A 21,794-nucleotide genomic window follows, 5' to 3' on the forward strand; every position below is an offset into this window, starting at 1 on the left:
CCGAATGGAAAGGCCGGCCGGCTAGCCGTTGAGAACACGCCCCGCCACGGCGTCGAGCTTGGCGAGGAGCGCCGGATCCCGGACGGCGGGCGCCGTCATGATCGCGCCGTCCAGGGCCCGGTGCGAGCCCGCCGGGCACGGCTCCCGCTCGCCCGGGAAATCGCGGGCGAGACGGGCGACGAGCCGCGCCGCCTTGTCGGCGTTGGCCCGGGCGACGGCGATCACCGCGGCGACGTCGACGGCATCGTGGCCCGGGTGCCAGCAATCGTAGTCGGTCACCATCGCGATGGTCGCGTAGGTGATCTCCGCCTCGCGGGCGAGCTTGGCCTCGGGCATGTTGGTCATGCCGATCACGTCGAAGCCCTGGGCCTTGTAGGCGCGGGATTCGGCCAGCGACGAGAATTGCGGCCCCTCCATGCACACGTACGTGCCGCCGCGATGGACCGCGATGTCCTCGGCCTTCGCGGCCTGAGCGATCCGCGCCTGCAGGCCGGGGCCCACCGGATGGGCGAGGGAGACGTGGGCGACGCAGCCGTCGCCGAAGAACGACGAGGCGCGGCCGTGGGTGCGGTCGACGAACTGGTCGACGAGCACGAAGAGGCCCGGGGGCAGGTCCTCGCGGAAGGAGCCGCAGGCCGAGAGGGCGACGAGGTCGGTGACCCCGGCCCGTTTCAGGGCGTCGATATTGGCGCGGTAGTTGATGCCCGAAGGCGACAGCCGGTGCCCCCGCCCGTGGCGCGCCAGGAACACGACCTTGGTGTCGCCGATGCGCCCGATCCGCAGGGCGTCCGAGGGCTCGCCCCAGGGCGACGCCACGCGCTCCTCGCGGACGTCCTCGAGACCCGGCAGGTCGTAGACGCCGGACCCACCCATGACACCCAGTACCGCGGCGCTCATGCCGGACTCCCTCAACGCGCGACGCCTCGGCAGCGCGGCCTATCCCAACCGGCACCTCGTCCTCGGGTGCCGGAGCCATGCGCAGGCCTCGACGGAGACCTCCGGACGCCGCTCTGATCCCTGAAGCCCTCCTGCGAGGCCCGCCGACGCGGTCACCTCAGGATGAGGTGGTGCAGGGGGCGGCCAGTCTCGGGAGGCGGACCGTCGCGGCGGGCGAGCGGTAGCATGGAGCGCCGGCCGAAAAAAAGATGGGCCTCCGCGAGGGAGGCCCATCCGAACTGCGAACCGATCCGGCCCGCCTCAGTAGGTCTTGTGCAGCTCCGGCTGGAGGCCGTGGACCTCGCCGCCGACATCCGCCCAGATCTTCTTCTTCACGTAGTAGAGCAGGCCCGACAGGATAATCAGGAACAGGATCACCCGGAAGCCCAGGGCCTTGCGATCCATCATGTGCGGCTCGGCCGCCCACATCAGGAAGGCCGAGACGTCCTTGCCGTACTGGTCCAGTGTCTCGGGCACGACCGGCTGGCCCTGATCGTTCTTCGGGTAGGAGACCTGCCCGTCGGTGATCGGCGGCGGCATCGCGATGATGTGGCCCGGATAGTACTTGTTGTAGTGGCCGCCCTCCGGCAGCGCGAAGTCCTTCGGCGGATCCTGGTAGCCGTTGATCAGGGCGTGGATGTAGTCCGGCCCTTGTTCCGAGTAGCCGACGAGCGGCAACCAGTCGGTCAGGAAGTAGAGCGAGCCGCGGGAGAAGGTCCGCGCCTTGGCGATGACCGAGAAGTCCGGCGGAGCCTTGCCGCCGTTGGCCGCGGCCGCAGCCTGATCGTTCGGGAAGGGCGGCGGGAAGGTGTCGGCCGGGCGGCCCGGCCGCTCGAACATGTCGCCGGCGTCGTTCGGCCCGTCCTTCACCTGGTAGGTCGCGGCCAGCGCCTTGACCTGCCCGGCCGAGAAGTGCGGCCCGCCCTCCTGCGCGAGGTTGCGGAAGGAGACCAGCTTCATCGAGTGGCAGGCGGAGCAGACCTCCTTGTAGACCTGGAATCCGCGCTGCAGCTGCGCGGTGTCGAAGCGGCCGAACACGCCGGCGAAGCTCCAGTTCACGCGGGCCGGGATCGGCCCGCCATGCCCTTCCTGGGCGGAGACCGGCACGGCGCCGATCAGCAGGGCCGCCAGGGCGGCCGCGGCGGTCGTCGGGAGGACGCGGGTCATCATCATGGTCCTGTCGTCAGCCCGTCAGCCTTTGGTGGTCGGAGCGGCGGCGGCGCCCGCCGGCATGCCGGATCCGGTCACCTGCTTGCCCGGTCCGGTCACGCTCTCGAGGATCGAGCCCGGCAACTTCTTCGGCGTCTCGAACAGGCCGCAGAGCGGCATGACGATCAGGAAGTGCGCGAAGTAGTAGGCGGTGCAGACCTGGGCGGCGAGCACGTAGCCGCCCTCCGGGGGCTGCGAGCCGAGCCAGCCGAGGAGGAGGGTCGCGCCGATGAACACCCAGAAGAACTGGCGGTAGATCGGCCGGTAGTTGCACGACCGGATCCGCGACGTGTCGAGCCACGGCGCGAACGCCAGGATGATCACCGCCGAGAACATCAGGATAACGCCGCCGAGCTTGCTCGGGACCGCGCGCAGGATCGCGTAGAACGGCAGGAAGTACCATTCCGGCACGATGTGCGCGGGCGTCACCGCCGGGTTCGCCTGGATGTAGTTGTCGGCGTGGCCGAGATAGTTCGGCTGGTAGAACAGGAACCACGCGAACAGGATCATGAACACGCAGGTCGCGAACACGTCCTTGACCGTCGCGTAGGGCGTGAACGGCACCGCGTCCTTGCCCGATTTGATCGGGATGCCGGCCGGGTTGTTCTGCCCGGTGACGTGCAGGGCCCAGACGTGCAGCACGACAACGCCGGCGATCATCCACGGCAGCAGGTAGTGCAGCGAGAAGAAGCGGTTCACGGTCGGGTTGCCCACCGAGTAGCCCCCCCACAGCAGGGTCTGGATCGTGTCGCCGACCACCGGGATCGCCGCCAGGATGTTGGTGATGACGGTCGCGCCCCAGAAGCTCATCTGGCCCCACGGCAGCGTGTAGCCGAGGAAGGCGGTCGCCATCATCAGGAGGTAGATGACGACGCCGAGGATGTAGAGCACCTCGCGCGGCGCCTTGTACGACCCGTAATAGAGGGCGCGGAACATGTGCACGTAGACGGCCACGAAGAACATCGAGGCACCGTTGGCGTGCGCGTAGCGCAGCAGCCAGCCGTAGTTCACGTCGCGCATGATCTTCTCGACGGAGGTGAAGGCACCTGTCGCCGAGGGCTCGTAGTGCATCGCCAGCCAGATGCCGGTGACGATCTGGATTCCCAGGAAGGCGGCGAGGATCGCCCCGAAGGTCCAGAAGTAGTTGAGGTTCCGCGGAACCGGGTAGGCGATGAAGGACGAGTGCACCAGCCCGGCGATGGGCAGGCGCGCCTCGAACCATTTGGCCACGCGGCTCTTCGGGACGTAGGTGCTGGCTGTTCCGCTCATGCTTCCGTCCTCCTCAGGCCGCTTCCTTGCCGCCTTCGCCGATCCGGATCTTGGTATCGGTCTGGAAGGCGTAGGGCGGGATCGGCAGGTTGATGGGCGCCGGTCCGTGGCGCACGCGACCCACCGCGTCGAATTGCGAGCCGTGGCACGGGCAGGCCCAGCCCTCGAAATTGCCCTGGTGGCCGATCGGCACGCAGCCGAGATGCGTGCAGTTGCCGTAGACCACCAGCCACTGGTCGTGGCCGCTCTTGACCCGCGTCGGGAAGGCGGCCGGGTCGATCATGGCCGAGAGCGGGACCGCCTTCATGTCGGTCACTTCCTTGGCGGTCAGCTTGCGCACGAAGATCAGCTTGCCGCGCCAGAAGACGTTGATGATCTGACCGTCCTGGATCGGTGTCAGATCGACCTCGATCGGCGCGCCGGCGGCGATCGTGTCGGCGTCGGGCGCCATGGAGGAGATCAGCGGCCAGACGACGGCCCCCGCCCCGACCGCCAAGCCGGCGCCGGTCGCCAGGAACAGGAAGTCACGGCGGCTGCCCTCATGACCAGAGACCGCGGCAGCGGCGGCTGATGTGTTCGCCAAGGTTCGGAACTCCATGCGTCGGCGTCAGGGCCGCAGGTGCCCTCGTCCCGGCTCGTCCCGGGAACAAAGCATTATGGTTCTAATCTGAGCAATGAGACCGTCTGCCGCCCCCGAGTCAAGCCGCAGTGTGCGGCGCGGCGATAAGGTCGCCCCTCGATCGTAGCGGTATGTTGCCGGCAATCTCGCTCCTCCGACGCTCAGGCGACGGCGCTGTCGTATCCGGCCGTCCCGTCGTCGAGAAAACCGCCCGACTGCCGCGACCACAGCCCGGCATAGACGCCGGCGGCGGCGACCAGTTCGGCGTGAGTCCCCTCCTCGATGATCCGGCCGCGGTCGATCACGACCAGCCGGTCGAGCGCCGCGATCGTCGACAGGCGGTGCGCGATGGCCAACACGGTCTTGCCGGCCATCAGCGTGTCGAGGGATTCCTGGATCGCCGCCTCGACCTGGCTGTCGAGCGCCGAGGTCGCCTCGTCGAGAATCAGGATCGGCGCGTCCTTCAAAATGACGCGGGCGATGGCGATGCGCTGGCGCTGGCCGCCGGACAGCTTGACGCCGCGCTCGCCGACCTGGGCATCGTAGCCGCGCCGGCCCTTGTGGTCGACGAGATCGGCGATGAACGTGTCCGCGTGGGCAAGCCGCGCGGCCCGCTCGATCTCCGCCTGGGTGGCGCCGGGGCGGCCGTAGGCGATGTTGTCGCGGATGGATCGGTGCAGCAGGGAGGTGTCCTGGCTGACCATCGCGATGGCCTCGCGCAGGGATTGCTGGGTCACCGTCGCAATGTTCTGGCCGTCCACCAGGATCCGCCCGCTCTCCACGTCGTAGAGCCGCAGGAGCAGGCCCGCCAGGGTCGACTTGCCGGCGCCGCTGACGCCGACCAGCCCGACCTTCTCGCCCGGACGGATCGTCAGGGAGAAATCCTCGATTACGGTGGCGTCGCCGCGCCCGTAGTGGAAGCCGACCTCCTCGAACCGGATCTCGCCGCCGGTGACGGCGAGCGTCCGCGCGTCCGGCGCGTCGACGAGGGCGTGCGGCCGGGCCATCGTCTGCATGCTCTCCTGGACCACGCCGACATTCTCGAAGACGCCGCGCACGGTCTGCATGACCCAGCCCGACATGGCGATGAGCCGCAGCACCAGGGCGAGCCCCGCCGACGCCTCGCCGGTCGTCATGCCGCCGTCACGCCACAGCACGAGGCAGGCCGCGCCGGTGGCGATCAGGAGCCCGCTGTTGAGCAGGCCGAGGAGGCTCGTCGTCAGGGTGACCAGCCGGAACTGGTGGAGATAGGCGGCGGTGTGGACTTCCACGGCGTCCTGCACCGCGGCCCGCTCCTCGCGGTCGCGGGCGAAGAGCTTCACCGTCAGAATGTTGGTGTAGCTGTCGACGATGCGGCCGATCAGCGTCGAGCGGGTGTCGGCGGTCTTGTGCGAGCGTGCGCGGGCCCGGGGCACGAACCACGCGGTCAGGGCCGCGTAGGCGGCGATCCAGAGCAGCACCGGGACGGCGAGCCACGGCGAGATCGCGCTGAACAGCCCGACCGCGGTGATCGCGTAGATCGCCACGTACAGGAGCGTGTCGATGAAGACGACGGCGAGTTCCCGCACCGCCGGGCCCACCTGGACGACGCGGTTGGCGAGCCGTCCCGAGAAGTCGCCCTGGAAATACGAGAGCGCGTGCCCGAGGGTGTAGAGATGCGCCCGCCAGCGGATCTGGCTGGTCGATTGCGGCACGACGAGCTGGTTGGACAGCACCTCGTGGGCCCAGATCGACAGCGGTCGCACCACGGCGATCAGCAGGACCACCAGCCCGAGCTCGACCGCGTGGTCCGACAGCACCGTCGCCCGGTCGGCCGAGCCGAGCAGGTCGATGAACCAGCGCATCACGAGGTAGAGGGAGGCCTCGACCGTGCCGGCGATCACCGCGATGACGAACAGCGCCGCCAGGGCGGCGCGGATCGGGCGCAGGTAGAACCAGGCGAAGCCGAGCACCGACCGCGGCGGCATCCGCGCCTCGTCGAAGGGCGCGAAGGGGTCGACGCGGCGTTCAAGCCAATCGAGGAACATGTTGACGGGGGCGTGACGCGGCGGGAGCCCCTCATGTAAGCGCCTCCCGCCGCGCGCCAACCGCGCGGCGTGGTCGCGCCGCCCAGCCTCAGCGGTTCAGGGCGAGGGCCGCGCCGGACTTGGTGAGGGCGCCTTCCAGGCCGCCGCCGCCCTGGCGCAGCCGCGCCGCCACCGAGCCGCCCGGCTGGTAGAGGTAGACCTCGCCGTCGCGGAAGTCCCAGGCCGAGACCCGCGCGAGATCCTTGTTGGCGCAGCCCGCGGCCGTCGCCCGGTAGAGGTCGAGGGCCGGGGTGCTCGAGAGCGTGACCTTGCAGTTCGCACCGGTCGCGTCCCGCGCATCCCAGCTTCCGACCACCGACGAGCGGCCGCCCGTGGCGACCGGCGGCGGCGGCGCCGGCGGGGCGACCGGCTCGGCGATCACGGTGGGGCCGCCGGCGGGCGGCGCGGCCGCCTGGGCACCGGGCGGGGGCGGCGCGTCGGGGCTCGCCGCGACGCCGGGCGGCGGCGCCAGCGGGGCCGCCGTCACCGTGCCCGACGGCATGGCCGGCACCGTGTCCAGGGACGCCTGGGGCGACGGTCCCCGGGTGCGCGGCCCGTCGAGGCGGCTGGAGGCGCAGGCGCCGAGGCTGGCGGCCAGACAGAGAACGGCGAACGTCGACAGGCTCGGGCGCAGCATCGGTCCACTTCGGGTCAGGATTCACGGCGCGGAGGCGCTTCGATCCTGAGTCCGTGGCAATTGCGCTGTCCGCAAGGCAGCCCTCTCAGCCCGGACCGACTCTGCTGCGGAGAGCCGGCCTTTTCGGCCGGGTGTGGCCCTCAGGCCTCAACACCCGACTCGACTGCGCGATCAGAGCGTGCGCTCGACCATCATCTTCTTGATCTCGGCGATGGCCTTCGCCGGGTTCAGGCTCTTCGGGCACGTGTTGGCGCAGTTCATGATCGTGTGGCAGCGGTACAGGCGGAACGGGTCGTGCAGGCCGTCGAGGCGGTGGCCCGTGTTCTCGTCGCGCGAGTCGATCAGCCAGCGATAGGCCTGCAGCAGGGCCGCCGGGCCGAGGAACTTGTCGCCGTTCCACCAGTAGCTCGGGCACGACGTGGTGCAGCACGCGCACAAGATGCACTCGTAGAGGCCGTCGAGGCGGGAGCGGTCCTCCGGCGTCTGGCGCCACTCCTTCTCGGGCGCGGGCGTCTCGGTCTGGAGCCAGGGCTCGATGGCGGCGTGCTGGGCGTAGAAATTCGTCAGGTCCGGCACGAGATCCTTGAGGACCGGCATGTGCGGCAGCGGGTAGATCCGGATCGCACCGTCCTTGTCCTTGCGGGTCATCACCGGCAGGGCGTTGTCGGGGCTCTTGCACTCGTCGATGCCCATCGTGCAGGCGAGCGCGTTCTGCCCCTCGATGTTCATCGCGCAGGAGCCGCAGATGCCCTCGCGGCAGGAGCGGCGGAAGACCAGCGTCGAGTCGACCTTGTTCTTGATCCAAAGCAGCGCGTCGAGGACCATCGGGCCGCAATCCTCGCGGTCGACCTGATAGGTGTCGATCCGCGGGTTGGCCCCGTCATCCGGGTTCCAGCGGTAGATCTTGAAGGTCTGCAGGTTCCTGGCGCCGGGTGGGGCCGGCCAGGACTTGCCCTGGCTGATCTGGGAATTCTTCGGAAGGTTGAACTGAGCCATGGTTCTCGACGGCTTCCGCTGGAGCAGGACGCGGCGGCCGGAGGGGTAAGGCCCCGCCGCCGCAGTCGTTGTGCAGAGTTGCAGATCAGTACACGCGCGCCTTGGGCTCGATGTACTGGATCTCGTTGGACATCGTGTAGGTGTGGACCGGGCGGTAATCGATGACCACTTGGTGCTGGCCCTCGTCGAGCCAGGACAGTGTGTGCTTCATCCAGTCCTTGTCGTCCCGGTCCGGGAAGTCCTCGCGCGCGTGGGCACCGCGGGATTCCGTGCGGTTGGCGGCCGATTCCATCGTCACCACCGCCTGGCCGATCAGGTTGTCGAACTCCAGGGTCTCCAGGAGGTCGGTGTTCCAGACCAGCGACCGGTCGGTGATCTTCACGTCGGCGGCGGCGTTCCAGACCTTGTGGATCAGGCCCTTGCCCTCCTCCAGCACCTCGCCGGTGCGGAACACGGCGCAGTTGTTCTGCATCGTCTTCTGCATCTCGGCACGGAGTTCGGCGGTCGGCGTCGAGCCGTTGGCGTAGCGGAACCGGTCGAGGCGCTCGAGGGCCTTGTCGGTCGCGCCCTTGGGCAGCTCCATGGCCCGGCCGTTCGGCTCGACGATCTCGGCGCAGCGCTTGCCGGCGGCGCGGCCGAAGACCACGAGGTCGATCAGCGAGTTCGAGCCGAGGCGATTGGCGCCGTGGACGGAGACGCAGGCCGCCTCGCCGATCGCCATCAGCCCCGGGACCACCGTGTCGGGGTTGCCGTCGCGCAGCGTCAGCACCTCGCCGTGATAGTTCGTGGGGATGCCGCCCATGTTGTAGTGGACGGTCGGGATGACCGGGATCGGCTCCTTGGTCACGTCGACGCCCGCGAAGATCCGCGCGGATTCCGAGATGCCCGGCAGGCGCTCGTGCAGGATCTTCGGGTCCAGGTGGTCGAGGTGCAGGTAGATGTGGTCCTTGTTCTTGCCGACGCCGCGGCCGTCGCGGATCTCCATGGTCATGGAGCGCGAGACCACGTCGCGCGAGGCGAGGTCCTTCGCCGACGGCGCGTAGCGCTCCATGAAGCGCTCGCCCTCGGAATTGGTGAGGTAGCCGCCCTCGCCGCGGGAGCCTTCGGTGATCAGGCAGCCCGCGCCGTAGATGCCGGTTGGGTGAAACTGCACGAACTCCATGTCCTGCAGCGGCAGGCCGGCGCGCAGCACCATGGCGTTGCCGTCGCCCGTGCAGGTATGGGCGGAGGTCGCCGAGAAGTAGGCGCGGCCGTAGCCGCCGGTCGCCAGGATGGTCATCTGGGCGCGGAAGCGGTGGATCTCGCCAGTGGCCTGATCGAGGGCGATGACGCCGCGGCAGCGGCCCTCGTCGTCCATGATCAGGTCGAGGGCGAAGTACTCGATGAAGAAATCGGTCTGGTTCTTCACCGCCTGCCCGTAGAGGGTGTGCAGCATCGCGTGGCCGGTCCGGTCGGCCGCCGCGCAGGTGCGCTGGGCGGTGCCCTTGCCGTAATCGGTCGTCATGCCGCCGAACGGGCGCTGGTAGATCTTGCCCTCCTCCGTGCGGGAGAACGGTACGCCCCAGTGCTCCAGCTCGTAGACGGCGGCGGGCGCGTTGCGCACGAGGTACTCGATGGCGTCCTGGTCGCCGAGCCAGTCCGATCCCTTCACGGTGTCGTACATGTGCCAGCGCCAGTCGTCCGGGCCCATGTTGCCCAGCGAGGCCGAGATGCCGCCCTGCGCCGCCACCGTGTGCGAGCGCGTCGGGAACACCTTGGTGATGCAGGCGGTGCGCAGGCCCGCTTCCGAGCAGCCCACCGTGGCGCGCAGTCCCGCGCCGCCCGCGCCGACGATCACGACGTCGAAGGCGTGATCGTGGATGGTGTAGGCAGGCCCGCTGCCGTTGGTGCCGTTGGCGGCCATGTTCGGCTCCTCGAGATCGATGTTGGCGGTGTCAGGCCGGCTGTCCGAAGCCGATGCGCAGGACCGCGTAGAGGCAGGCGACGGCCACGACGACCGCGTAGGCATTGTTGGCGAACACCGCCGCGATCTTCGTCGCCGGCGCGTGCACGTAGTCCTCGATGATCACCTGCATGCCGAGGCGCATGTGGACCGTGACCGACAGTAGCGCCAGGATCAGGAGGATCGACACGAGAGGGGTCGCGACGAGGAGCCGCGCCTCCGGGTAGCCGCGGCCCGCCATCTTGGCGATGATCACCACGAAGCTCAGCATCAGCACGACGTTGGCGACGGCGGTCAGCCGCTGCAGCCACCAGTGCCCGGCGCCGTGATGGGAGACGCCGAGGCCGCGTACGCGGGCGCGCGGCGTGCGGATCGAGACGCGCGTGTCCTGCCGGACCTCTTCCTTAGCCATGTCGTCCTCCTCAGCGGACCAAAAGGGCGACCGCCCAGATGACGAGGGTGAGGGCCACCGAGCCGATCAGCGTCAGCCGGGCCATCGAGAGGCGCTTCTCCCGGTCGAAGCCGACGCCGGTGTCCCAGATCAGGTGCCGGATGCCGCCGAGCATGTGGTGCATCAGGATCCACGTGTAGACGAACAGGATCAGGCGCCCGAAGATCGAGCCGAAGAACCCGGCCACGTAAGAGTAGCCGGCCGGTCCCGAGGCCAGAGCCACGAGCCAGATCGCGACGAGAGCAGTCCCGCCGTAGAGCGCGGTGCCGGTGATGCGGTGGAACACCGACATCGCCATCGTCCAGGTCCAGCGATAGATCTGGAGATGCGGCGACATGGGCTGAGCCACTGTCGGGCGGGCGGTGGGTGCCATCGTGTTGAAGCCTCGCAGCTGCGAACTGGACCGTCTCTAATCTGGTAGCGCTAGAGCCTGAGCGGGCAACCCGCAATCCGTCATGGTGCGGCGCAATGTGCCCTCTGGGGCGACACTTTGCCGATTCTGTCACTTCAGCTGTCCCAGGAGGCGCCACCACGCGTAGTCGAGCGGCGCCGCCACGAGGAGCGACAGGAAACCGAAGCTCAGGGTGAGCCGGGTCGCGTCCCGGAGACGGACCCGCCCGAGCTCGCTGGCGAACACGATCGGGGGCGCCTGATAGGGGAAGAACAGGGTCGAGTAGCCGATCACCTGCAGCGAGACGACCGCGAAGGGTGACAGGTCGCTCGCCTCCGACATCTCGCCCGCGAGCGCCGTGTACAGGGCCGGGGCGCCGTTGGCGGTGACGAGGAGGGTCAGCACCGTGGCGATGCCGGTGAGCACCGCGAAGTTCTGCGTCGGCGCGTCGTGCGCCAGGGGGGCGACGGTCAGCAGCAGATGGCCGAGGCGCTCGCCGAGCCCGGTCTCGTTGACGAGGGCGACGAGGCCGAGCAGCGCCGCGATGTAGAAGCAGGTCCGCAGGTTCACCTGTTGGAACGCCTCCGGCGGCAGGACCCCGATCCGCGGCAGCAGGCAGACGACCGCGGCGGCGAGGCCGACCCAGGCGGGGGCAAGGCCGTGGAGGCTGTCGGTCATCCAGAGGATCAGCGTGCAGGCGAGGATCACCGCGAGGCGCCGCTCGGGCGCGGACAGCGGGGGAAGGTCCGGCAGGGCCGGAGCGGCGGAGCCGAGGTTGTCCGGGAACAGCCGGACGATGAGGCCGACGAGCAGGACGCCCTTCACCAGCGCCAGGACCGGGGCATGCAGGAGGAAGTAAGAGAGGTACGACAGGTGCAGGCCGAGCAGGTGCTCGGCCGAGCCGGCCATCACGAGGTTCGGGACGTTGGCGGGCAGGATCGCCGCAGAGAGGATCGGGGTGGCGAGGCCGACGGCCAGGACCGCACCCGTCCGCCCCGGGCGCCCGGCCGCGAGGCCGAAGGCGTCGCAGAGTGCGAGGGTGACGGGGATCATCAGGGCAATGCGGCCCAGATTCGACGGCATGACGAAGGCGATGAGGAAGCTCAGCGTCACCAGCCCAGCGATGAAGCGGCCGTAGGAGCCGGAGAGCCGCAGGGCGAGGGTGCGCGCCATCCGGGCGCCCAAGCCGGTCCGGGTCATGCCCTGCCCCACTACCATGCCGGACAGGACCAGCCAGAACGCGGAGGACGAGAAGCCCGAGAACACCGTCGCGGCCGAGCCGAGACGCAGCAGCATCGCCAGTCCGAAGAAGGCGAGTGCCGTGACGATCTCGGGCAGCAGCGCGGTCGCCCACAGGCCCATGCACAGCACGAGCAGCCCCGCCGTCGCCGCAACCAGTCCCTCGCCGCTCACCGCGATCGTCCCCGCACCACGCTACGCCGGAAGCGGCATCCTCATCGGATTGGAACGGTTCGCAATTCGGGACTTGTTGAGCGAGCCTTCGCCTGCGGCGAAGGCTGTGGATCCGGTGGGCCGATCTGGCCCAGGGGGCCTCACGACATTGCCCGACCGAAGGCCGGCCGGGCGTCGCGCGGTTTCGAGGATGCGCCGCGGGGACGAGACCCGCGCCGCCTGACTCAGTAGCCGTAGCCGTAGGAGCCGTTGCAGGCAGCCGGGTCGTAGGCGCCGTAGCCGTAAGTGTAGGCGCAATTGTCGTAACCGTAGTCGAGACCGCCCAGGCCGTAACCGACGCCGAGGCCGAGCCCGAGGCCGGCGAGTCCGTAGCCGACGCCGCGTCCGTAGCGGTGGCCGTAATAGCCGCGGTTGACGAAGCCGCGACCGGCGATCCCGCGGTTCCCGACCCCGCCGAACCGGCCGGCCTGGTTATATCCGCCGGCCCGCAGGCCGCCGGTCCGGACGCCGCCGACGCCGGCCACGCCGAGCCCGGCCCCGCGGAAGCCGCCGCCCAGTCCGCCGACCCGCGCCCCGCCGACGCCGTTCTGGAAGGCGCCGCCGCCGAAGCCGCCGTTCCGGAACGCTCCGCCGCCGACACTGCCGCCGCGTGAGCCGCCGCCGAAACCGCCACCGTGGAAACTGCCCCCGCCGAATCCGCCGCCGCGGAAGCCACCGCCGCCGAAGCCGCGGGCATCGGCGACGGTCGGCGCGAACGCGACGGTCGCCAGGAGGGCGGTGGAGACGAGTGCGATACGAGTCATGGGAAAGCTCAGCCTGATGTGTGGTGCTTTAACCACTCAACCCGGCTCTAAGGCGGCTGTATCCAAGCTTGAGTATGACCGATGGCGTGGCAGTCGGTCGCTGAGTTGGCGATATGTACGTCGGGCTCGAACGTCACCCTGGACTTCATGAAGTCTCACCGGAAGGGCGGTTCATCGAAACTGCGCAGCTTGCGCGAGTGGAGACCTTGCCGATCGGCCCGAAGAACGTCGAGGGCCGCCAGCCCGACCCGGAGGTGCTCCGAGACGGCCCGATCGTAGAAGGCGTTGGCGGCACCCGGCAGCTTGATCTCGCCGTGGAGCGGCTTGTCTGAGACGCAGAGCAGCGCGCCGTAGGGAACGCGCAGGCGGAAGCCCTGGGCGGCGACCGTGCCGCTCTCCATGTCCACCGCCACGGCGCGGGACTGGTTGATCCGACGCCGCTCCTGGCTGAAGCGCAGTTCCCAGTTGCGATCGTCGTAGGTCACCACCGTGCCGGTGCGCAGGCGCCGCTTGAGCGCGTCAGCCTGCTCGCCCGTCACCGCGGCGGCGGCGTCCTGAAGGGCGACCTGCACCTCGGCGAGGGCCGGCACCGGCACGTCCGGCGGCACGAGCTCGTCGAGGATCCGGTCGCGGCGGAGGTAGGCGTGCGCCAGCACGTAGTCGCCGATGGTCTGCGACTGCCGCAGGCCGCCGCAATGGCCGACCATCAGCCAGCAGTCTGGGCGCAGCACCGCGAGGTGGTCGGTGATCGTCTTCGCGTTCGAGGGGCCGACGCCGATATTGACCAGCGTCGTGCCCTGCTGGGTCCCGTCGGAATCGCGCGCCACCAAGTGGTAGGCCGGCATCTGATGGCGGTGCCAGGGCGAGGCGGCGATCACAGCGGCCGGGTCTGCATCGGCCGCCTCGGCACGGGTCACGGACACGCCGCCCGGCAGGACCAGCCGCTCGAACCCCTCCGCGCCCGAAGCGAGCCGCTCCAAGCCGTGGCGGACGAACTGGTCGACGTAGCGGTGATAGTTGGTGAGCAGGATCCAGGGCTGGACGTCGCGCCAGTCGCAGCCGGTGTAATGGACGAGCCGCCGGAGCGAGTAATCGACCCGAACCGCGTCGAACAGCGCCAGGGGCAGCGGCTCGCCAGGGATCTGGTCGAACAGCCCGTCCGCGATCTCGTCGCCCACGAGCGACAGGAGCGGCACCGGGAAATAGGTGGCGAGGTCCGCGCCATCGACGCTCCGCCCGCGCGCGTCCAGCCCGGCCTCCAGCACGTAGGGATAGGGAATCTCCTGCGCGCTGAGACCGACCTCGAGGGCGATGCCGTAGTCGGCGATCAGCGGCTCCAGCTGGCGGGTCAGGTACGTCCGGAAGAATCCCGGATGCGTGATTGTGGTGGCGTAGGTGCCGGCGGCCTGGAGCTTGGCGGTGGCGCGCCGGACCCGGGGCAGCGGCCCGTCCGGGCGGTAGCTGATCCGTAGTTCCGGGTAGCGGAAGGCGAGACGCTCCGTGGCGTCCGGCGGCGGCCCGCCGGCGAGGTAGCGCTCCAGCGCGGTCCGCAGGGCGCCGGCCGCGTCGTCGTAGAGTTCGACCAGCCGGTCGATGGCGGTCGCGGCATCCGCCACCGCCTGCATCGGCCGCAATTCCCGCTCGATCATGTCGCCTCCGTTCCTGCTGCCGGATCTACACCCCGCGCCATCCGGGGGCGAGATGCGGGGTTGCGAGCCGCGGACACATGGCCGACAAGCCGACCGGCGCGGAGCGCGGCGGCGAGGACGCGGGCATGGACACGGGGCTGGACGCGGATGAGTTCGGGACCCGTCCCGGTGAAGAGAGGGCCGCCCTGCCCGCGACCTTCGACGCGGGCCTCCACTTCATCGGCCGGCTGCGCACGCCCTGGCAGGCGCGGTCCGACTGTCCGAAGAACGGCCTGCAGGCCGACGGAATCTGCACCGTCGAGGTCGATCCGGCCTACGCCCCCGGCCTGCGCAACGTCACGGGCTGCACGCACCTGATCCTCCTCTACTGGATGGACCGAGCGACCCGCGGCCTCGTGATCCAGCGGCCGCGCCACGCCGACGGCCCCAGGGGCACGTTCTCTCTGCGCTCGCCCGCCCGTCCCAACCCGATCGCCCTGTCGGTCGTGGAACTGCTCGGCCGCGACGGTGACACGCTCCGCGTGCACGGGCTTGATTGCCTCGACGGCACGCCGCTCCTCGACATCAAGCCCTACTACGCCTCGACGGACGCGCGGCCCGACGCCCGGGTCGACCGGGTCGGGGCCGAGCCGTGAAGCGCGTCGTTTCACTCGTTCTCGGCGGGCTCGCCCTCCTGGCGATCGGCGGCTTCGCCGGGTGGCGCCTGCACCGGCCGGGGGCCGACGCGCGGGCCTACGCCGAGATGCGCCTGATCGCCGTGCAGGTCAGCCTCGACGAGGCGCCGCCGGACTACGTGTTCTGGGCCGGCGATTCCCAGGTGGAGCTGCAGCCCGGTAGCCAGCGCCCCTGCGGGCTCGATTTCCTCAACGGCGGGATCAGCGGCGCGACCGCGGGCAGCTACGCGGACTATCTCGCGCGCCTGACCTTCAAGGTGCAGCCGCGGCTCGCGGTCCTGACCATCGGGACCAACGACATCCTGGTGAAGAACAACCCGCAGCTGCACAAGCCGACGGAGCAGTTCGAGGCCGCCGCCGAGACGATCGTCAAGCGGCTGCAGACCCTCAGCTCGCGCATCGTGGTGACCGCCCTCCCCCCGGTGGGTCGCGAGATCGGCAAGCTGGTCGATGCCGGCGCGGTCGCGGATTACTCGCGCCGGTTGCAGAACCTCTGCGGGCGGCTCGGCTGCGTCTTCACGGATCCGTTCGCCGCCCTGCGCGACGGCGATACGGGTTACGCCAAGCCCGGCGCCCTGCGCGACGGGCTGCACCTCGCGGCGTTCCGGCCGGCGCTGAAGGCGGTCGAGCCGGCGCTCTGCACCCCGTGAGGATCGGCGCCGCGTCATCGCGAGCGGAGCGAAGCAATCCAGGAGCGCGACACGGATCGAAGCGTCACGTTGCCCTGGGTCGCTTCGCTCCGCTCGCGATGACGGCGCGGGAATCGGGCCGTCCGCCGGCTCACTCCCACTCGATCGTGCCGGGCGGCTTCGAGGTGATGTCGTAGGTCACCCGGTTGATGCCCTTCACCTCGTTGATGATCCGGGTCGCGACCCGGCCCAGGAAGGCCATGTCGAACGGGTAGAAGTCGGCGGTCATGCCGTCGACCGAGGTGACGGCGCGCAGCGCGCAGACGTGGTCGTAGGTGCGCCCGTCGCCCATCACGCCGACGGTCTTGACCGGCAGGATCACCGCGAAGGCCTGCCAGATCGTGTCGTAGAGGCCGGCCTGCCGGATCTCGTCGAGGTAGATCGCGTCGGCCTTGCGCAGGGCCTCCAGCTTCTCGCCGGTGATCGTGCCGGGGCAGCGGATCGCCAGGCCCGGGCCCGGGAACGGGTGGCGGCCGACGAAGCCCTCGGGCAGGCCGAGCTCCTTGCCGAGCACCCGGACCTCGTCCTTGAAAAGCTCGCGCAGCGGCTCCACGAGCTTCATGTTCATGCGCTCGGGCAGGCCGCCGACGTTGTGGTGGCTCTTGATGGTCACGGACGGGCCGCCGGTGAACGACACGCTCTCGATCACGTCGGGGTAGAGCGTGCCCTGAGCGAGGAACTTCGCCCCGCCGATCTTCTTCGATTCGGCCTCGAAAACGTCGATGAACAGGCGGCCGATCGTCTTGCGCTTGATTTCCGGGTCGCTGACGCCCTCCAGAGCCGCGAGGAACATCCCCGACGCCTCCACGTGGACCAGCGGGATGTTGTAGTGGTCGCGGAACAGTGCCACGACCTGCTCGGCCTCGCCGAGGCGCAGGAGACCGTGGTCGACGAACACGCAGGTCAGCTGATCGCCGATCGCCTCGTGGATCAGCACCGCCGCCACGGCCGAATCGACGCCGCCCGAAAGGCCGCAGATCACCTTCTCGGAGCCGACCTGCTCGCGGATCTTGGCGATTGCCTCTTCGCGGTAGGCGCCCATGGTCCAGTCGCCCGAGCAGCCCGCGACGTCGCGCACGAAGTTGCGGATCAGCAGGGCGCCGTGGGGCGTGTGCGCCACCTCCGGGTGGAACTGGACCGCGTAGTAGTTGCGGGCCTCGTCGGCAACCGCCGCGAAGGGCGCGTTCCTGGAGATCGCCACGGTGGTGAAGCCGTCCGGCAGCTTGGTGACGCGATCACCGTGGCTCATCCAGACCGTGTACTTCTCGCCCTTGTGCCAGACGCCCTTGAACAGCGGGCAGTCGGCCAGGATCTCGACCTCGGCGCGGCCGAACTCCGCGTGGTGGCCGCCCTCGACGGCGCCGCCGAGCTGGGCCGCCATGGTCTGCTGGCCGTAGCAGATGCCGAAGACCGGGACGCCCGAATCGAACACGAGCTGGGGCGCGCGGGGCGAGGCCTCGACGGTAACCGATTCGGGGCCGCCGGAGAGGATCACGCCCTTGGGCTTCTGCTCGCGGAACGCGGCCTCGGCCTTCGTGAAGGGCACGATCTCGCAGTAGACGCCCTCCTCCCGCACGCGGCGGGCGATGAGCTGCGTCACCTGAGAGCCGAAATCGACGATCAGGATCTTGTCGTGGTCGGTGTTCATCGCGGGCGATTATCCGAAGCCCGCGGCGCGTGCAACGCACAAGTCCGGATTGTCCGGCCTTCCGACGTGCCGTCACCGACGGAATGCCGGACCCGGCCGTCAGGTCCCGCGCGTCGCCGTCGCCCCGTCGGTGCCGGCGCGGCCAGCCGCGCGCGGCGGTCTCGGCTGGCCCGACGCGCGCCAGCTCTCAATCGAAGTTGCGGACCTTGGCCGAGCCACCGAGGCTGATCGCGGGCTTCGCGGCGGCGCCGGCGAGGCTCACCTTCTTCTGGCCGGGCGGGGTCTTGGCGCGCAGCTGCGGGGCGGGCTCGGGAGTCGGTCGCGACGGCTTCAAGTGCGCCTGGCCGTGGATCACCGAGCCGATCTCCCCCGCCACGCGGATCAGGTCGTCGCGCTCGCAGGAACGAGCGACCTTCAGCCCGAGCTTGTGCATGTGGCTCTTGCCGTAGAGGTAGGCGGCGAGCTGCGCGCGCTTCAGCGGCGGGATCTGCTCCAGGATCAGCGGCAGGTCGAAGTCGTCGGCCCGGTACACGGAGCCCAGAACCTCGAGGGTCACCGGGCAATCGACTTCGGGCTCGGCGCCGCTGGTCGGATGCGCTTGCGTCATGGATGCCTCTCGGAGGTCGATGGATCGGGACCGGGCTCGGATGCCCCGGAGCCGGGGTCGAGTTCAACCCCTATCGGAACGGTGAGGTTCGCAATCCTGTCCTGCGCGGGTCCGGGCGTCGGTGGCGGGACTGGTTCGGGCTTCCAGGCGCCCAGGCAGCCGGTGCAGACCGATTCGATCACCGCGCGGGCATGGGCCTGCCGACGGGCCCAGAGCATCTCCCGGGCGAGGCGCGCCGCCTCAGCGTCCGGCAGCGGGCGGATGCGGATGAAGAGCGGCTCCTGCGCGGCGACGGGTGCCGGTGTGAGGGCGAGGAGCCCGAGCAGCGCCATCGCGGGATCGGCGGCACGCCACCGGCGCCGCGGCGCCGACCATGCAGGTCCCGCCATGTCACTCTCCCGCCCGGAACGAGCGCGATACCTCACCCGTCAGGGTAAACCGCCTCTTAACGGCCGCCGCGGCCGCGCGGAACTTCACCTCGGGAAGCCGGTAGAACCAGGGGGGACCGAGCGGGAGACGGCTTGATGCCTCAGATGTTCGACTGGATCTTCTTCGCGATCATGCTGCCGTTCCCGGCCTATCTGGTCTGGGACTTCATGCGGCATCGATAGGCGGGGCGAAACGGCGCTCACCCGCCGGGCGAAGCGGCCGCGCGGCCGACCGGCGCGGTCCGTTGAGGCTCGATGCCCGGCTCCGCCGCCTGCTCGGCCCGCCGCCGCTCCTGCGCGCGCCCGAGCCAGACGCTGTTCACGAGCCACGCCATCGACAGCGGGATCGCGGCGCCGGCCACGCTGGCGCTGCCGAGCCCCATGCCCTGGATGCCGGTGAACGACCACGCGCCGACCTGATCGCCCAACCGGTAGACCACCGTGTCGATGAAGCTCTTCGCCTTATAGCGGTCCTCCCGGGGGACGACGGTGAACAGCACCTCGCGCACCGGCCGGGCGATCGCGAAGTTCCCGGCCCGGCGGAGCACCTGGAACGCCACGATGACGCCGATCGTCGGCCAGAGCGCGAGCGCCGCGAAGCCGAGGATGCTGAAGGCCGGGAGGATCGCCAGCGTCAGGGCGACGCCGATTCGGTTCACGATCCGGCCTGTGAGGAACAGCTGGATGCCCAGCGTGAGGACGTTCACCGCGAAGTCGACGCTGGCGAAGAACGCCGTCTGCGCGCCGCGGTCCGGGAAGCTCCGCTTCGCGATGCCCGCCTGCTCGAAGTACAGGAACGTCGAGGTCACCGAGAACAGCAGCAGGAACAGCGAGATGTTGAGCAGGTAGGGCGACGCGAGAGTCCGGGTGACGCCGGCGAGCACGCTTCCGCCGATCGTCCGGTCCTGCCCGTCCTCGGCGCCCCCGTCGCGGCCCGGCACCTCGTGCAGCTGCGTCGACAGCGCGGCGAGCCCGCGCATGCAGAACACCGCGACCTCGAGGAGCGCCACCGCGCAGAGCATCAGGCCCCAGGTCGGGACGTTCTTGGCCAGGATCGCGGTGGTCGCCGAGCCCGCGATGGCGCCGAGAGTCGCGCCGGCCGCGATGAAGCCGAACAGCCGCTTGCCCTGGGCGTTCGAGAACACGTCGACGATCGTCGCCCAGAAGATCGAGACCACGAACAGGTTGAAGATCGACAGCCAGACGAAGAACACCCGGCCGATCCACACGCCCCACTCGGCGGGCGCGAGGTAGAGCGTCAGCGCGAAGGCCAGGATGTTGGCCGCGAAGAACCGATAGGTGATCGGCACGAACCGCGCCCGCGGCATCCGTTTCACCAGGTAGGCGAAGGGCAGGTTGAGGGCGAGCATCCCCACGAGGGTGGCGGTGAACAGCCAGGGCAGGTTCTCGATGCCGCCGGCGACGCCCATCTGGTCCCGGATCGGGCGCAGCACGTAGTAGGCGGCCAAGATCGAGAAGATGTAGGCCCATGACCAAGCCAGCGCCCGGCCCTCGCCGGGCTTAACATCGATCAGGCGCGCGAGCGTGCCGCGGGCGGGTTCAGGCATGGGCCGATCTCACCGGAATGGGCTTCTTCCCCGGACGGGCCTCCCTCGGGGAAGGCTCGGTCGGACCCCTCGCCGTTGCGGGGCCCGGCGAGGGGCCGGGCGACGCGCCTACTTCGCCAGTCCGAGTTTCTCGCGCATCTCCGGCGCGGTGACGTCGTGACCGAAGCCCGGGCTGCCCATGGCGAACTTGTCGGCATCCTTCAGCGGGCCGACCACCACCGGGTCGAACCCGGCATCGCGGACGAGGCCCTCGGCGACCTTCAGCGCCTCGGGGTCGTCCCCGGCGATCGGGATCGCCATCCGCCCGCCCGCACGACCCTTGCCGCCGTCCGCGCCCTCCTTGGCGAAGATCTTGTAATTGGCCGCGTTGAAGGCGCGCACGATCTTGGCGCCGGGGAAGTACTTGGCCGAGGTCGCGCCGATCCCGCTGGCCTGGACCTCGTCGTAGAGCGCGCCGTCGCGCTTCTGCGTGGCGTTGCCGGCATCGAGGACGACCTTCCCCTTGAGGGACGGGCCGATCTCCTTCGCGAGGTCCGGATAGGCCTTGTAGGGGACGGCGATGAACATGGCGTCGCCGAACTTGATCGCCTCCTCGGGCGTGCCGGCCCTGGCCTTGGGTCCGAGCTCCGAGACCATCGCGGCGAGCTGCTCCGGGTGGCGGGAGGCGAACATGACCTCGTGGCCGTCCTTGACCCAGAGCGTCCCGATCGTGCCGCCGATGTTCCCGGCGCCGATCACGCCGATCCGGATCTTCTTCGCGCCGTCCTGGGCTGCGGCGGGCACGGCCGCGGGAAGAGCGGCGGCCACGGCGAGGCCGGCCGCGAGGGCGAGCGCCGCGCGGCGCGAGATGAGATCAAACCGCATCGATGAACGTCTCCATCTGCTTGCGCTGCGCCGCGTCGGGCAGCTTGCCCCGCGCGGCCCCGAGGTTGTCCTCGACATAGGCGGCCTTCGCCATGCCGGGGATCGGGCAGGTCACGGCCGGGTTGCCGAGCACGTATTTCAGGAAGAACTGCGGCCAGCTCGCGCAGCCGAGATCCTTGGCGACCGCCGGCAACTCCTTGCCCTGGACCGCCTTGAACAGGCGATCGCGGCCGAACGGCACGTTGGTCATCACCGCCACGCCGCGATCCGCGGCCAGCGGGAGCACGCGCTCCGCGGCGGCACGGTTGTCGATGGCGTAGTTCACCTGAATGAAGTCGAGGCTCTCGCGCCTCATGACGGCCTCCAGGGCGTCGAGCTGGTTGTCGCGCCAGACCGTGACGCCGACGTACCGGACGCGCTTCTGCGCCTTCAGATCGCGCAGGACCGCCAGATTCCCGGTCACGTCGATCAGGTTGTGGACCGCCACCAGGTCGAGGGTGTCCACTTTCATGCGCTTCAGCGATCGGTCGAACTCCGCGAGCGTCGCGTCGCGGCCGGTCGTGTCGACCTTGCTGGCGAGGAAGATCTTCTGGCGCAGGCCGGGCTCCGCCAGGATCAGGCCGAGGACGTCCTCGGCGGTGCCGTAGCTCGGGGCCGTGTCGATCACCGATCCGCCGAGTGCGACGAAGGTCTTAACCGCCTCCTTCAGGGGCGCCACCGCCTCGGGCGTCGGCTCGACCTCGTAGCGCCGCGACGTGCCGATCCCGATGGCCGGGAGCGTCTCGCCGGTGGAGGGTATCGGGCGGCGGATCAGCGGCTCGGCCGCCGCGGCGAGGCGGCCGGCGAGCGGGGCGATAGCGGCTGCGGCGATGACGGCGCGACGGGATACGGGCATGGCCGGCCTCCGACGGATTCAGGACCCGCCGGGAGATAGG

General features: G+C 69.9%; 21 protein-coding genes. 2 read left to right on the forward strand and 19 right to left on the reverse strand.

Annotated features, from left to right (window positions below; genetic code table 11):
* Positions 1-21: 21 nt before the first annotated feature.
* The 13 genes from BLW78_RS08295 to BLW78_RS08355 all read right to left on the reverse strand — a co-directional run bounded on the left by BLW78_RS08295 (position 22) and on the right by BLW78_RS08355 (position 14,381).
* The gene (locus tag BLW78_RS08295) at positions 22-897 is read right to left on the reverse strand and encodes an S-methyl-5'-thioadenosine phosphorylase (protein ID WP_091678413.1); all 876 of its coding nucleotides are present in this window, start codon (positions 895-897) and stop codon (positions 22-24) included.
* Between the two features lie 300 nt (positions 898-1,197).
* Positions 1,198-2,109: a cytochrome c1 gene (locus tag BLW78_RS08300; RefSeq protein WP_170855124.1), complete on the reverse strand. Its 912-nt coding sequence runs from the start codon at positions 2,107-2,109 to the stop codon at positions 1,198-1,200.
* 18 nt (positions 2,110-2,127) lie between these two features.
* Complete coding sequence (locus tag BLW78_RS08305) at positions 2,128-3,414, reverse strand: cytochrome b (RefSeq protein WP_020091775.1); 1,287 nt, start codon at positions 3,412-3,414, stop codon at positions 2,128-2,130.
* A 13-nt stretch (positions 3,415-3,427) separates the two neighbouring features.
* Positions 3,428-3,997, reverse strand: a complete 570-nt coding sequence (petA, locus tag BLW78_RS08310; RefSeq protein WP_091678874.1) for a ubiquinol-cytochrome c reductase iron-sulfur subunit — start codon at positions 3,995-3,997, stop codon at positions 3,428-3,430.
* A 197-nt stretch (positions 3,998-4,194) separates the two neighbouring features.
* Positions 4,195-6,060, reverse strand: coding sequence for an ABC transporter ATP-binding protein (locus BLW78_RS08315; RefSeq protein WP_091678415.1), 1,866 nt, complete (start codon positions 6,058-6,060; stop codon positions 4,195-4,197).
* 88 nt (positions 6,061-6,148) lie between these two features.
* On the reverse strand, positions 6,149-6,736 hold the full coding sequence (locus BLW78_RS08320; RefSeq protein WP_020091772.1) for an AprI/Inh family metalloprotease inhibitor: 588 nt from the start codon (positions 6,734-6,736) through the stop codon (positions 6,149-6,151).
* A 171-nt stretch (positions 6,737-6,907) separates the two neighbouring features.
* The gene (locus tag BLW78_RS08325) at positions 6,908-7,732 is read right to left on the reverse strand and encodes a succinate dehydrogenase iron-sulfur subunit (protein WP_091678418.1); all 825 of its coding nucleotides are present in this window, start codon (positions 7,730-7,732) and stop codon (positions 6,908-6,910) included.
* Positions 7,733-7,817: 85 nt separating this feature from the next.
* Positions 7,818-9,635 carry a succinate dehydrogenase flavoprotein subunit gene (gene sdhA / locus BLW78_RS08330; protein ID WP_056521268.1) on the reverse strand — a complete coding sequence of 606 codons (1,818 nt, stop codon included), beginning with the start codon at positions 9,633-9,635 and terminating at the stop codon, positions 7,818-7,820.
* Positions 9,636-9,666: 31 nt separating this feature from the next.
* On the reverse strand, positions 9,667-10,086 hold the full coding sequence (gene sdhD / locus BLW78_RS08335; RefSeq protein WP_042674306.1) for a succinate dehydrogenase, hydrophobic membrane anchor protein: 420 nt from the start codon (positions 10,084-10,086) through the stop codon (positions 9,667-9,669).
* A 10-nt stretch (positions 10,087-10,096) separates the two neighbouring features.
* Positions 10,097-10,498: a succinate dehydrogenase, cytochrome b556 subunit gene (sdhC, locus tag BLW78_RS08340; protein ID WP_026604731.1), complete on the reverse strand. Its 402-nt coding sequence runs from the start codon at positions 10,496-10,498 to the stop codon at positions 10,097-10,099.
* Positions 10,499-10,627: 129 nt separating this feature from the next.
* Complete coding sequence (locus tag BLW78_RS08345; protein ID WP_091678421.1) at positions 10,628-11,929, reverse strand: SLC13 family permease; 1,302 nt, start codon at positions 11,927-11,929, stop codon at positions 10,628-10,630.
* A gap of 224 nt (positions 11,930-12,153) precedes the next feature.
* The gene (locus BLW78_RS08350) at positions 12,154-12,732 is read right to left on the reverse strand and encodes a hypothetical protein (protein WP_091678423.1); all 579 of its coding nucleotides are present in this window, start codon (positions 12,730-12,732) and stop codon (positions 12,154-12,156) included.
* A 155-nt stretch (positions 12,733-12,887) separates the two neighbouring features.
* Complete coding sequence (locus tag BLW78_RS08355; protein WP_091678427.1) at positions 12,888-14,381, reverse strand: AMP nucleosidase; 1,494 nt, start codon at positions 14,379-14,381, stop codon at positions 12,888-12,890.
* Positions 14,382-14,506: 125 nt separating this feature from the next.
* On the opposite strand from BLW78_RS08355, the gene tsaA reads away from it, so the two are divergent.
* Together tsaA and BLW78_RS08365 are read left to right on the forward strand one after the other, a co-directional pair.
* On the forward strand, positions 14,507-15,016 hold the full coding sequence (gene tsaA / locus BLW78_RS08360; RefSeq protein WP_091678876.1) for a tRNA (N6-threonylcarbamoyladenosine(37)-N6)-methyltransferase TrmO: 510 nt from the start codon (positions 14,507-14,509) through the stop codon (positions 15,014-15,016).
* On the forward strand, positions 15,013-15,705 hold the full coding sequence (locus tag BLW78_RS08365; RefSeq protein ID WP_091678430.1) for an SGNH/GDSL hydrolase family protein: 693 nt from the start codon (positions 15,013-15,015) through the stop codon (positions 15,703-15,705). Before tsaA ends, BLW78_RS08365 begins: the two co-directional genes overlap by 4 nt.
* A 130-nt stretch (positions 15,706-15,835) precedes the next feature.
* On the opposite strand, the gene guaA is transcribed toward BLW78_RS08365, so the two are convergent.
* The 6 genes from guaA to BLW78_RS08395 all read right to left on the reverse strand — a co-directional run bounded on the left by guaA (position 15,836) and on the right by BLW78_RS08395 (position 21,754).
* Positions 15,836-17,392, reverse strand: coding sequence for a glutamine-hydrolyzing GMP synthase (gene guaA / locus BLW78_RS08370; RefSeq protein ID WP_091678432.1), 1,557 nt, complete (start codon positions 17,390-17,392; stop codon positions 15,836-15,838).
* A 187-nt stretch (positions 17,393-17,579) separates the two neighbouring features.
* Positions 17,580-17,999 (reverse strand): hypothetical protein, encoded by a 420-nt coding sequence (locus BLW78_RS08375; protein WP_020091761.1) that lies wholly within the window; start codon positions 17,997-17,999, stop codon positions 17,580-17,582.
* A complete protein-coding gene (locus tag BLW78_RS08380; RefSeq protein WP_091678435.1) occupies positions 17,996-18,331 on the reverse strand; it encodes a hypothetical protein in 336 nt (111 codons plus the stop codon). The genes BLW78_RS08375 and BLW78_RS08380 overlap by 4 nt, the downstream gene beginning before the upstream one ends.
* Positions 18,332-18,627: 296 nt before the next feature.
* Complete coding sequence (locus BLW78_RS08385) at positions 18,628-19,995, reverse strand: NTP/NDP exchange transporter (RefSeq protein WP_091678438.1); 1,368 nt, start codon at positions 19,993-19,995, stop codon at positions 18,628-18,630.
* Positions 19,996-20,103: 108 nt separating this feature from the next.
* The gene (locus tag BLW78_RS08390) at positions 20,104-20,859 is read right to left on the reverse strand and encodes an NADPH-dependent F420 reductase (RefSeq protein ID WP_091678441.1); all 756 of its coding nucleotides are present in this window, start codon (positions 20,857-20,859) and stop codon (positions 20,104-20,106) included.
* Positions 20,849-21,754, reverse strand: coding sequence for an aldo/keto reductase (locus tag BLW78_RS08395; protein ID WP_091678444.1), 906 nt, complete (start codon positions 21,752-21,754; stop codon positions 20,849-20,851). The genes BLW78_RS08390 and BLW78_RS08395 overlap by 11 nt, the downstream gene beginning before the upstream one ends.
* Between the last annotated feature and the right edge of the window lie 40 nt (positions 21,755-21,794).

It is taken from the genome of Methylobacterium sp. 275MFSha3.1 (assembly GCF_900108435.1).
Classification (GTDB): Bacteria; Pseudomonadota; Alphaproteobacteria; order Rhizobiales; family Beijerinckiaceae; genus Methylobacterium.

Bases quoted from the DNA above. Each gene is read 5' to 3' on its own strand.
- BLW78_RS08295 (WP_091678413.1), bottom strand. From the start codon at position 897: ATGAGCGCCGCGGTACTGGGTGTCATGGGTGGGTCCGGCGTCTACGAC.
- BLW78_RS08300 (WP_170855124.1), bottom strand. From the start codon at position 2,109: ATGATGATGACCCGCGTCCTCCCGACGACCGCCGCGGCCGCCCTGGCG.
- BLW78_RS08305 (WP_020091775.1), bottom strand. From the start codon at position 3,414: ATGAGCGGAACAGCCAGCACCTACGTCCCGAAGAGCCGCGTGGCCAAA.
- BLW78_RS08315 (WP_091678415.1), bottom strand. From the start codon at position 6,060: ATGTTCCTCGATTGGCTTGAACGCCGCGTCGACCCCTTCGCGCCCTTC.
- BLW78_RS08320 (WP_020091772.1), bottom strand. From the start codon at position 6,736: ATGCTGCGCCCGAGCCTGTCGACGTTCGCCGTTCTCTGTCTGGCCGCC.
- BLW78_RS08325 (WP_091678418.1), bottom strand. From the start codon at position 7,732: ATGGCTCAGTTCAACCTTCCGAAGAATTCCCAGATCAGCCAGGGCAAG.
- sdhA (WP_056521268.1), bottom strand. From the start codon at position 9,635: ATGGCCGCCAACGGCACCAACGGCAGCGGGCCTGCCTACACCATCCAC.
- sdhD (WP_042674306.1), bottom strand. From the start codon at position 10,086: ATGGCTAAGGAAGAGGTCCGGCAGGACACGCGCGTCTCGATCCGCACG.
- sdhC (WP_026604731.1), bottom strand. From the start codon at position 10,498: ATGGCACCCACCGCCCGCCCGACAGTGGCTCAGCCCATGTCGCCGCAT.
- BLW78_RS08350 (WP_091678423.1), bottom strand. From the start codon at position 12,732: ATGACTCGTATCGCACTCGTCTCCACCGCCCTCCTGGCGACCGTCGCG.
- BLW78_RS08355 (WP_091678427.1), bottom strand. From the start codon at position 14,381: ATGATCGAGCGGGAATTGCGGCCGATGCAGGCGGTGGCGGATGCCGCG.
- tsaA (WP_091678876.1), top strand. From the start codon at position 14,507: ATGGACACGGGGCTGGACGCGGATGAGTTCGGGACCCGTCCCGGTGAA.
- guaA (WP_091678432.1), bottom strand. From the start codon at position 17,392: ATGAACACCGACCACGACAAGATCCTGATCGTCGATTTCGGCTCTCAG.
- BLW78_RS08375 (WP_020091761.1), bottom strand. From the start codon at position 17,999: ATGACGCAAGCGCATCCGACCAGCGGCGCCGAGCCCGAAGTCGATTGC.
- BLW78_RS08380 (WP_091678435.1), bottom strand. From the start codon at position 18,331: ATGGCGCTGCTCGGGCTCCTCGCCCTCACACCGGCACCCGTCGCCGCG.
- BLW78_RS08385 (WP_091678438.1), bottom strand. From the start codon at position 19,995: ATGCCTGAACCCGCCCGCGGCACGCTCGCGCGCCTGATCGATGTTAAG.
- BLW78_RS08390 (WP_091678441.1), bottom strand. From the start codon at position 20,859: ATGCGGTTTGATCTCATCTCGCGCCGCGCGGCGCTCGCCCTCGCGGCC.
- BLW78_RS08395 (WP_091678444.1), bottom strand. From the start codon at position 21,754: ATGCCCGTATCCCGTCGCGCCGTCATCGCCGCAGCCGCTATCGCCCCG.